We start from the raw sequence: 8967 nt of genomic DNA, 5'->3' as shown, positions 1-8967 counted from the left end.
CCACCACGTCTCTTCTTTTTGGTGGGTCACAGCACCTCTTTGCGTCTTTGCGCCTTTGCGTGAGTCTTCGTCTCCACCATGTGCAATTGGATCACGCTCAAGGACGCTTAAGCCACCACGTCTCTTCTTTTTGGTGGGTCACAGCACCTCTTTGCGTCTTTGCGCCTTCGCGTGAGTCTTCGTCTCCACCATGTACAATTGGATCACGCTCAAGGACGCTTAAGCCGCCACGTTTCTTCTGTTTAGGGGTTATAGCACCCTCTTTGTGTCTTTTCGCCTTAGCGTGAGCATTCCTCTCTAACACAGGATACTGATTGAAGATGAGAAGAAACGGCGTCTTGTTGATGATCTCAGGTGGATTTGGAAGGCTGAGGTGCTAGTGGGAGCTATCGGCTGTGAATTATATGATGGAATCATCCGGCAACCCTTATCCCTGATAACAACTGAGATCCATACACTACACCGGAATATCCGGGGGTTATATCTCATGGTTCGTCTCTCTGGAAAAGTGCTTGACATCGAATACCGTGGTCTCCTTCTGAATCGTGATGATGCCCGCACCATCGGCGTCCTTGACGGTGATCGGGTCGAGGTGATCAATGAAGAGAAGAAGACTGTTGCACAGGCTTTTGTGACAACAACTGCTACCATGCTCCCGCAGGGGACAGCCGGTGTCTACCAGGTGACGAACCGGAAACTCCAGCTTGAAGGGGGTGAGCCGATCGAGGTTCGGGCCGTCGGCCGACCCGCATCCATCGACTTCATCAAGAAGAAGATGGACGGCGGAAAACTTACGATGGAAGAGACCCAGTCTATTGTCCGCGAGATCGTCGATGATACCCTTTCACCAGGTGAGATCAGTGCGTATCTCGTCGGCACCTACATCAATGGCCTTGACATGGATGAGATAGAGTACCTCACCCGTGCAACGGTCGCAACAGGTGAAAAGCTCTCCTTTGCATCACATCCGATCGTTGACAAACACTCGATTGGGGGTGTCCCAGGCAACAAGATCACCCTTCTTGTCGTTCCGATCATCGTGGCAGCCGGTCTGAAATGCCCAAAGACCAGCTCACGTGCGATCACCGGGGCCGGGGGAACAGCTGATCTGATGGAGGCACTCGCCCCGGTCTCCTTCTCGGCATCTGAACTCCAGACAATGACAGAAAAAGTCGGTGGTGCTATCGTCTGGGGGGGTGCAACCAATATTGCTCCGGCAGATGACAAGATCATCCTCTATGAATACCCTCTCAAAATCGACCCTCATGGTCAGATGCTCGCCTCGGTGATGGCGAAAAAGTTCGCAGTCGGTGCTGATCTCGTCGTCATCGATATCCCGGTCGGACGGCATGCAAAGGTCACGACCGTAGAAGAAGGCCGCCGCCTCGCCCGCGACTTCATGGAGCTCGGTGATCGCCTTGGAATGCGGGTTGAATGCGCGCTCACCTATGGAGATACACCCATTGGGAGATCCATCGGTGTTAATCTTGAAGTCGCAGAAGCCCTTGCTATTCTCAAAGGTTCAGTTGCACCCGACTCACTCATCCAGAAGAGTGCGGTCATTGCGGGAATCGCCCTTGAGATGGCGGGAAAGGTTCAGCCGGGCACCGGCACAAGTGCTGCAATTGATCTCCTCACATCGGGGAAAGCGGATGCAATGATGCAGAAGATCATCGAGGTGCAGGGAGGAGACTCAACCGTGAAGCCCGAGGATCTCCCCCCCGGAGAGCACTCTTTTACGGTGAACGCACCAGAGACCGGCTATGTTGTCGAGATGCATAACCGCGCCCTGATTACGATCGCACGGGCTGCCGGATCCCCCCATGATCATGGGGCCGGTATCCTTCTCCATAAGAAACAGGGGCAGCATGTGAAGAAGGGAGATCCGATCTTCACCATCTATGCCAACCGCAGCTGGCGTCTCCAGAAAGCACTCGAAGAAGCCCGTCGTCTCATGCCGATAGCAGTTGAAGGAATGCTGATCGATCGTGTTCCCGGAAATCACTGGCGATCACCGATGCACTAATAGCGGATGCGGCAATATTAACCTGTATATGCGTTCTGTGCGTTTCATCGTCGGTCTCCTCCTCCTTCTGTTCCTGATCGGAACAGTGCAGGCAGTGGTAACGCTTCAAATTACTATTAAAGACTCCGAGGGAAATACGCTATCGGGTGCTGAGATCTACATTGCTTCGAGCTATATCGGGGTGACCGACAGCTACGGACGTTATTACTATTCTCATGCCGGGACATCCTCATTCAATCTCAGGGTGAGTAGGAATGGCTATGCGACGAGGACGGTGCTTGTTGACTCCTCACAGACGACCGTTACCATCCCTCTCACGAGGACATCAACACTCCTGACCGTGTATGTATATGATGAGAATATCGTTCCTCTCAGGTCCGCCATTGTGAGGGTTGTTGGTTCTTCCTTTGAAAAGACGGGTGAGACCTCTTCTGATGGAAAAGCTGTCTTTACCCTTGAGGATGGAGAGACCTATCAGGTCTTCATCACGGCACTGAATTATCGGGACGCACAGACCTCTGTCGAACTCTCGGGTTCAAGCCGTGAGATCTCACAGATGATGACCCGTTCTGACCAGTTCGCATTCCGTGTCACTGATGCAGAGACGGGATCTCCCCTCAGCGGTGCAGAGATAACCGTCGATAATGTGGTGCGAGGAGTGACCGGAACTGACGGTACCCTCTCATCACATCTGAAGCAGGGTAACGAATACCTCATATCTGTGAGAGCATCTGCGTATCAGAGCAGTTCGATGCGGCAGTATATATCGAGTGATCAGCAGGTTCTCTCAATAAGACTCTCAAAGGCGTACCACTCTCCATTTGTCTCGGTTTTTGATCCCGAGAAGAAAGTCATTGAGGGTGCTGATGTGTACCTTGATGGTCTCCTCCTCAGAAAGACTGACACATATGGTCGGGCATCTTTGAACAAACTCGGTGCCGGAACGTATCTCCTTGAGATCAGAAAGCCCGGTTTTGAATCCTATGGCCAGAATATCACCGTATCCGAAGATTCGATTGACTTCATCGCAAACCTGGTCTATACACCTGTATCTGTTCGGGTACTTGTACAGGACTCATCAAATTCAGTTATTTCCGGTGCAGCGATTACAATAGCCGGAGAAGAGAAGAGAACAACCGATCAGACCGGGCTGATCTTTATATCCTTAATTCCAGGGCAGAAATACACCTTAACAGTGACAAAAGACGGATACCGTGATGGAAATGCTGAACTTACGATCCCAATCGATGGTCTGCAGGATTCGGTAATAATCACTCTTGAATCCAAACCGGATCTCATCATAATTGGTGGTGCGGCTCTTGTGCTTCTCCTCCTTGCAGGCGGTATCATACTCCTCAAAAAGAAGAGATCAAAGAGAGGGTCTTCACGGAGGGGAAAAGGCTGGTAAATAAGTAAAAAGTATTTACGCACAGTATGCTATGTATATGTTAAAATATACTTTTATATAGTATTGGCGACGACTCTATCCTATGGGCGTCCGCCCCTCCCTTATTATTCTGCTCTTCCTGATGGTTTTCGTACCATTTTCAGGATCTGCCCTGATACCGGACAGGATTGTCCTTTCATCAGATACGGAATGGTTGATTGCAGGTTCTTCAACGCCTGCTACACTGACAGCAGAACTCTTTAATCAGAGCACTCCGCTTCCTGCAGTTCAACTCATTTTTTCGCTATCTGATCCCGGGATGGGGACCCTTCAATCCCCTTCTTCCTCTACAGATGGAGAGGGTCGTGGTACTGTTCTTTTTACCTCCAAAACAGTGAGTGGGGATGTCATTGTTACTGCTTCAGCCCGGTACGTTGAAGGGGATGAGATGCGGTCAATAGATGCCTCAATACTCCAGAAGATCGATCATGGAGAGCCACACGCTCTCATGCCTCTCTCATACCCCGGAGAGGCTACTGTCGGAACCTCAGTGACTATTTCACTCTCCATCCGGGATGTCTATGGTAATCTCGTAGACAATCGCCGGGAGGTCTCCTTATCACTTTATCCTGAGTATGTGACGATGACGGTAACGTCTGCCGGGGATGAGGCCGGTTTCCTTACAAATGATGGCATCCTTACTACCGCAACTATACCTGTTGACAGTAGCGGCCTCATCACTCAGACGCTTCAGCTTGATACCCTTCCAGGAGACCACGTCGTTTTGATCGACCCATCCCCCGTTCTGATCCCTGAGAGGTGGATCACTATATCTTCAATCGAGAATGGTGAACCGCACACTGTAACACAAGAACTGCTCCCAACCGGTTCCCCAAATTACGCTCCGGCAGATGGCCTCTCTCAGTTCTCTATAAATTATGTATTTCATGATATCTTCGGAAACCGTGCCGGTGGGAGGAAGATACTCTTCTCTGTGACAACAACAGCGGGAACCGAAGATCATCTCCTCAATACGAGCAGTCGGGGTGAAATACTGATCACCTATGGTCCTTCTGTGACGATCGGTCATGTCTCAATCACCTGTACCTCTATCGATAACCCTGAGGTAACACAAACGACACTACTTGAGTTCATCAATACCGAACCGGTTGCGATGCTCCTCACCGCAAATCCACAGATGATTGCGAGCCGCGATGTAGATCCGGATATCTCAGCAGATATTCGTGCAAAGGTCATCGATGAGAAGGGAAATCCGGTATCCGGTGAAAATGTCACCTTCTCTATCCATTCGGTTGATACAGGTGACTACCTTGTAACCGGGGCACCCGAACTCGATAGTACGTCTGCACGTACGAATGCTGATGGATTTGCCATCGTCAGGTTCAGACCAGGTTCCTTCACACGCGATCAGTCCCACGAGAACTTCAGCGCAACTGCAACCGGAACTGCGACCATCTCAGCTGTCTGGAATGGTGATGAAAAGACCATTCCGATCACATGGAAAAACTATCCGTATCTGAGCATCAACACAGTGATCGAACCTGAAACAGTGGCGGTTAATGAGACTATCACAGTCACCATTACCATTATTGGAGATGGATGGGCGCTCAGGCCGGACCCCGTCGATGTTGTCCTCTGCATCGATCGTTCGGGGAGTATGCTCTTTGACAATCCCGATCGAATGGTCTGGACCATTGAAGCGGCTGATACCTTCAACAACGCCATGGCAGAGGGGTATGATCGGGTGGGGCTTGTCTCCTATGGCACAAAAGATCTCGCCAGAATCCACCCGGACTCTTATTATTACTCATGCTGGGCTGGGCGTGATAATGACTGTTCTGATTGGGAGGAATATACTTCTCTTCACTATCCGGGAAATCCAAGGACATATTCGGCTTATGCTACTCTTGATATGCCCCTGACTGATGACAAGACGAATGTGCAGACTGCAGTCAGCATGCTTGTTCCCAATGGGGGTACTCCGATGCGCGCAGGTCTGTATCGGGCTATAAGGGAACTGGTGGAGAATGGAAGACCGGATTCGATCAGGACTGTGATACTCCTTGGCGATGGGGATTATAACTGGTATGGTGACCCTCTGGCTCGAGGTACACGAACTGAAGGCTGGTTTGTATCACCAACATCAGGGTACTACTTCCCTGATCTGACGACACGCTATTATCCATTCAACGACCTCTCATCAGCTCACCAGAACCTCGCGGTCTATGCAGAAGCCCACGGCATTAAAATCTACACAATTGCATTCTCTGAAGATGTTACTGCCGGGGGGCAGGAGACTCTTCGTACTCTCGCAGAATCGACCGGCGGTACATACTATTATGCACCTGATGGTGGCGACCTTGCAGGCATCTACGCAGATATCGCAGGAGAACTCTCTACCGAGGCAGGGGTGAATACAGAACTTGAGATTTCACACCGAACGGTCATGGTCAATAACGAGCCGGTTCAGGGTGGCGGATATGATGGTGTCTTCACCTACCTCCCGCCAACCAGAATTATGAGTTATATCGGTGAAGAGATTATCATCCCCGAGTACACAATTGACCAGACCGATGACTGGCGCGGGATAACCCCTCCTGCAGAGAACGCACCTGCATATAGTCTTTCTTTTGATGCAGGTACCATCCAGCTCGGCCAGGTATGGCAGGCGCGTTACCACCTCTATGTCAGAAAGGAGGGGACGATCGACGTCTTCGATCCGGAATCCTCTGTCACCTTTGAAAACGCCCCTGATGCACTTACCCTTCCTATTACCTATCTCACCGCAATACCGCCGATCTCAGTCATTGGCCTTTCCGGCATATCGCTTGATATAACTAATCTCAAAACGACAGCAACAGGCTCAATAACCGAATATCTTCCAATAACCTGGGATCTCGTCTATGATGGATCAGGTATGGCGACTCAGCAGATCCGGTATACTGTTGTGGATCCTATGGTTCTTTCAACACTTGGTCCTCACGGCCCCTACATCTGGCAGATAGCTGATATCAGGTATTCTCCGGGTGGAACGACGCATCACAGTATCTCGCTTGATATCACAGGACGAGATGGCATATGCCTCGTCCATATACATGCATCGGCTCCCGGATCTGCTGATGTATATGAGTATCTGGAAGAAAAAGTCGGTTTTGCATCCGGGAGAGCATTTATAAAAATCGAGTGAACGGATCCACCGGGAATCGAACCCGGGTCCTTGGGTTCGAAGCCCAAGAGGATATCCTCTACCCTATGGATCCAGAAGACAGTACTATCATATGCATGAATACTATTTAGAATTTGATCCCCCTGTCATTTCGACATTCTTAATCATCTCATCAGCAGATATGATCTACAATGGTGTTATCAGCGGGTGTGATCCGAAGAAGGCTTGGTGAAGATAGTACTCAGGGTGATCTGGTTATACGGCCATTTGAAGATGCCTGCCTTCAGCCTGCCTCATATGACCTCAGGGTTTCAGAAGAGACTAACCTGCTGAGAGGGCAGTGTACGCTTGTTCCAACACTTGAATGGATAGAGCTCCCATCCGATATCGCTGCTACAATAAGGGGACGTTCAACCTATGGCAGGAAGGGTCTCCTTCTTGGAGCGGGTTATGTTGATCCGGGATTTCGGGGTCAGCTCACCCTCTGCTGCACAAATATGGGATCAGATGACATCCTGATTCCCCGGCATACCCGTTTTTGTCAGTTAATTCTGCATGAAGTTGTTGGAGGAGGGGAGCTGTACTCTGGCCGCTACCAGGATAGTCGAGGTGTTGTTCATGCGAGAGACTGATCCCGGAACCGAAAGGAAATGCCTCGAGATACTTCGAATCCTCCGTGAATCAAGGGAGCCGATGGGTGCGAAGCATCTCTCGGAACTGATGGGTGAACAGGGTTTTATCCTCTCTGATCGTGCGGTACAGTATTATCTTCAGCATCTTGATGAGGTTGGTTTCACACGGAAGGTTGGAAACCGGGGGCGTGTCCTGACGAGCCTTGGAATAGCAGAGACGGAGAGCGCACTTGTCGGAGATCGAATCGGTTTTGTGATATCCAAACTGGAGCGGCTTGCTTTTCGGAGCACTCTGAATCCAGAGACCTGTACTGGTGATGTTGCTTACAATCTCACGTTTGTGAAGAATGACGATCTGGATATCGTATGTAATGCTTTTGATGAGGTCTGCTCTGCAAAAATCGGTTTCTTTGGGGGATATTCAGTTACCGATAACGATCCAAGAATTCCAAAAGGGCATACCGGTCTTATGACAATCTGTAGTATAACGATGGATGGTGTATTCCAGCATCATGGTATTCCGGTTAAGATGGCATATGGGGGTTGTCTCAGCCATACCGGCGGGTTTCCTGATGGTTTCCTCCATCTGATCAGCTATATCGGAACAACACTTGATCCCCTCCAGCTCTTTATATCTGCAGAGGTGAGCACAATTGGGGAGTATATCAGATCAGGAAACGGTGTCGCTCTTGCAAATATCAGAAACATTCCTACTGTAGGAGTGCCATATGCAACCGGGATCATGGAAGCGATGCGGGAGAATGGTTTTCATCTTCCGGTGACAATAGGATCAGAAATCCTACGGGTACCGGCTGATCCATATCAGTCTTCAATCATCAGCTACAGTGGCATGAACCTGATCGGCCGTGCGTCTGAATGCGGAATTAGTATGGAGACAGAGATCGGCGCGGGAACGATCCCGATCTCCCGCATTATCTCCGACTAGATCCAGGTGATCCCGGGTTCATCCTCTTCATTATCCCGGGATTGTTTATCATCCCCAATGACCACATATCTGGAACTCTTTTTTATCTCATCCTTTGGTTGTGGTGACTGATCACGTCCGATCCGATTGCCTGTGATATCGTCCTTTGGTGTTGGCTGATGTCCTATCGTGAGAGAACCCGATCTACCTAAATATGCCGAATCATCAGGCCTGCTGGTTTGATCATGGCTGATAGCTCTTCTTCCCATCAGAACATCATCACGCGGGCGTGAAGAGGTTATCCTGATAGATACATCATCCCCATCGAATGCCCGATCGGTTGGCCGTGAGAAGTGGGACTTAAGGGCTATTGCCTTTGTTTCAAATGAACCCTCTCTTGCTCTGACCATAGATGGCATAGAAAATGGTCCTTCAGAAGCGACTGCCCTGTCTCTGCCCTGCTCTGTTGGCATCTCCTTCATCCGGATGGCTCCGGCATCCATCGATCGATCATTTGGCATGATCGGCCCCCCAAATTTCGTCTGCCGTGATATATCGGCTATTTCTATTGCTGAGCGTTTTGGGAGAGATAAGCTCGCCGCCTCTTTCGCCTCTCCGCGCTCCGGAAGAGATATTTCTTCCCATACCGTCATTTCTTCTTTCTCAGCTTGCTGAAGGAAAGACGACTCTGTTACGGTCTGTTCACTATATTTACCGGCAGGCTCCGGCTCACGAATGAAAGAAACCTCCTCTTCATCGGCCCAGATCTCTTCCTGCTGCAGGAGTGCGGCACGTTCAGCCCTTTCCCTG

General features: G+C 50.2%; 6 protein-coding genes and 1 tRNA gene. 5 read left to right on the top strand and 2 right to left on the bottom strand.

The annotated features are described in order from the left end of the window. The first annotated feature begins 487 nt into the window (after window positions 1-487). The 3 genes from Q7V06_RS08435 to Q7V06_RS08425 all read left to right on the top strand — a co-directional run bounded on the left by Q7V06_RS08435 (window position 488) and on the right by Q7V06_RS08425 (window position 6621). Entirely contained in the window at window positions 488-2026 is a 1539-nt protein-coding gene (locus Q7V06_RS08435) for an AMP phosphorylase (protein WP_304840529.1), read from the top strand. 28 nt (window positions 2027-2054) lie between these two features. Further along, window positions 2055-3434, top strand: coding sequence for a carboxypeptidase-like regulatory domain-containing protein (locus Q7V06_RS08430; RefSeq protein WP_304840527.1), 1380 nt, complete (start codon window positions 2055-2057; stop codon window positions 3432-3434). 82 nt (window positions 3435-3516) lie between these two features. Further along, complete coding sequence (locus tag Q7V06_RS08425) at window positions 3517-6621, top strand: VWA domain-containing protein (protein WP_304840525.1); 3105 nt, start codon at window positions 3517-3519, stop codon at window positions 6619-6621. 1 nt (window position 6622) lies between these two features. On the opposite strand, the gene Q7V06_RS08420 is transcribed toward Q7V06_RS08425, so the two are convergent. Next, window positions 6623-6694 (bottom strand) — tRNA-Arg (locus Q7V06_RS08420). A gap of 97 nt (window positions 6695-6791) precedes the next feature. On the opposite strand from Q7V06_RS08420, the gene Q7V06_RS08415 reads away from it, so the two are divergent. Next, window positions 6792-7232 (top strand): dCTP deaminase, encoded by a 441-nt coding sequence (locus Q7V06_RS08415; protein ID WP_304840523.1) that lies wholly within the window; start codon window positions 6792-6794, stop codon window positions 7230-7232. Further along, window positions 7219-8178, top strand: a complete 960-nt coding sequence (locus Q7V06_RS08410; protein WP_304840521.1) for a DUF128 domain-containing protein — start codon at window positions 7219-7221, stop codon at window positions 8176-8178. The genes Q7V06_RS08415 and Q7V06_RS08410 overlap by 14 nt, the downstream gene beginning before the upstream one ends. On the opposite strand, the gene Q7V06_RS08405 is transcribed toward Q7V06_RS08410, so the two are convergent. Continuing rightward, window positions 8175-8967: hypothetical protein (locus tag Q7V06_RS08405; protein WP_304840519.1), on the bottom strand; the 793-nt coding region annotated here is incomplete at its 5' end. The genes Q7V06_RS08410 and Q7V06_RS08405 overlap by 4 nt on opposite strands.

It is taken from the genome of Methanocalculus sp. (assembly GCF_030651615.1).
Classification (GTDB): domain Archaea; phylum Halobacteriota; class Methanomicrobia; order Methanomicrobiales; family Methanocorpusculaceae; genus Methanocalculus.
Note: the sequence above shows the minus strand (reverse complement) of the source record. Positions and strands in the feature narration are given on the sequence as shown.

Coding starts and splice junctions, on each gene's coding strand:
- Q7V06_RS08415 (WP_304840523.1), top strand. CDS start 6,792: ATGGTGTTATCAGCGGGTGTGATCCGAAGAAGGCTTGGTGAAGATAGT.
- Q7V06_RS08425 (WP_304840525.1), top strand. CDS start 3,517: ATGGGCGTCCGCCCCTCCCTTATTATTCTGCTCTTCCTGATGGTTTTC.
- Q7V06_RS08410 (WP_304840521.1), top strand. CDS start 7,219: ATGCGAGAGACTGATCCCGGAACCGAAAGGAAATGCCTCGAGATACTT.
- Q7V06_RS08430 (WP_304840527.1), top strand. CDS start 2,055: ATGCGTTCTGTGCGTTTCATCGTCGGTCTCCTCCTCCTTCTGTTCCTG.
- Q7V06_RS08435 (WP_304840529.1), top strand. CDS start 488: ATGGTTCGTCTCTCTGGAAAAGTGCTTGACATCGAATACCGTGGTCTC.